Source organism: Bacillus sp. NTK071 (assembly GCF_017303315.1).
Taxonomy (GTDB): domain Bacteria; phylum Bacillota; class Bacilli; order Bacillales; family Guptibacillaceae; genus Guptibacillus.
This window is the reverse complement of sequence record NZ_JAFKOI010000037.1, coordinates 1-1,792: the sequence shown is the minus strand read 5'-3', so window position 1 is coordinate 1,792 and position 1,792 is coordinate 1. Positions and strand designations below refer to the sequence as shown.

Here is a 1,792-nt window from a genome sequence, read left to right as displayed (position 1 = left end):
ATTGTTTTAAAAGCTAGATTAAGCTTTCTATCGGAGAGTTTGATCCTGGCTCAGGACGAACGCTGGCGGCGTGCCTAATACATGCAAGTCGAGCGGAGATTTGGGAGCTTGCTCCCAAATCTTAGCGGCGGACGGGTGAGTAACACGTGGGCAACCTGCCCTGCAGACTGGGATAACTCCGGGAAACCGGAGCTAATACCGGGTAATACATAGCACCGCATGGTGCAATGTTGAAAGTTGGCTTTCGAGCTAACACTGCAGGATGGGCCCGCGGCGCATTAGCTAGTTGGTAAGGTAATGGCTTACCAAGGCGACGATGCGTAGCCGACCTGAGAGGGTGATCGGCCACACTGGGACTGAGACACGGCCCAGACTCCTACGGGAGGCAGCAGTAGGGAATCTTCCGCAATGGACGAAAGTCTGACGGAGCAACGCCGCGTGAGTGACGAAGGCCTTCGGGTCGTAAAGCTCTGTTGTTAGGGAAGAACAAGTACCGTTCGAATAGGGCGGTACCTTGACGGTACCTAACCAGAAAGCCACGGCTAACTACGTGCCAGCAGCCGCGGTAATACGTAGGTGGCAAGCGTTGTCCGGAATTATTGGGCGTAAAGCGCGCGCAGGCGGTCTTTTAAGTCTGATGTGAAAGCCCACGGCTCAACCGTGGAGGGTCATTGGAAACTGGAGGACTTGAGTGCAGAAGAGGAGAGTGGAATTCCACGTGTAGCGGTGAAATGCGTAGATATGTGGAGGAACACCAGTGGCGAAGGCGGCTCTCTGGTCTGTAACTGACGCTGAGGCGCGAAAGCGTGGGGAGCAAACAGGATTAGATACCCTGGTAGTCCACGCCGTAAACGATGAGTGCTAGGTGTTGGGGGGTTCCACCCTCAGTGCTGAAGTTAACACATTAAGCACTCCGCCTGGGGAGTACGACCGCAAGGTTGAAACTCAAAGGAATTGACGGGGGCCCGCACAAGCAGTGGAGCATGTGGTTTAATTCGAAGCAACGCGAAGAACCTTACCAGGTCTTGACATCCTCTGACAATCCTGGAGACAGGACGTTCCCCTTCGGGGGACAGAGTGACAGGTGGTGCATGGTTGTCGTCAGCTCGTGTCGTGAGATGTTGGGTTAAGTCCCGCAACGAGCGCAACCCTTGATCTTAGTTGCCAGCATTCAGTTGGGCACTCTAAGGTGACTGCCGGTGACAAACCGGAGGAAGGTGGGGATGACGTCAAATCATCATGCCCCTTATGACCTGGGCTACACACGTGCTACAATGGACGGTACAAAGGGCAGCAACACCGCGAGGTGAAGCGAATCCCATAAAGCCGTTCTCAGTTCGGATTGCAGGCTGCAACTCGCCTGCATGAAGCCGGAATTGCTAGTAATCGCGGATCAGCATGCCGCGGTGAATACGTTCCCGGGCCTTGTACACACCGCCCGTCACACCACGAGAGTTTGTAACACCCGAAGTCGGTGGGGTAACCTTTATGGAGCCAGCCGCCGAAGGTGGGACAAATGATTGGGGTGAAGTCGTAACAAGGTAGCCGTATCGGAAGGTGCGGCTGGATCACCTCCTTTCTATGGAGAATTACGAAGGTAACTTACGTTACCAACCTTACATGAGCGTTTCGTTTAGTTTTGAAAGAATGATTTATTCTTTCAAACAAGCTAGTCGGTGAAGCAGCAATGCAGCATCGAGTGATAGCTTTGTTCCTTGAAAACTAGATAGCATAAACAACGACATCCAATAAGAATTATTTAGCAACACTTAGTAATAACTCGAGGAGTTAG

At 52.6% G+C, this 1,792-nt stretch carries 1 rRNA gene; it reads left to right on the top strand.

The annotated features are described in order from the left end of the window. Positions 1 to 27 precede the first annotated feature (27 nt). Positions 28 to 1,579, top strand: a 16S ribosomal RNA gene (locus JI666_RS20840). The last annotated feature ends 213 nt before the right edge of the window (positions 1,580 to 1,792 follow it).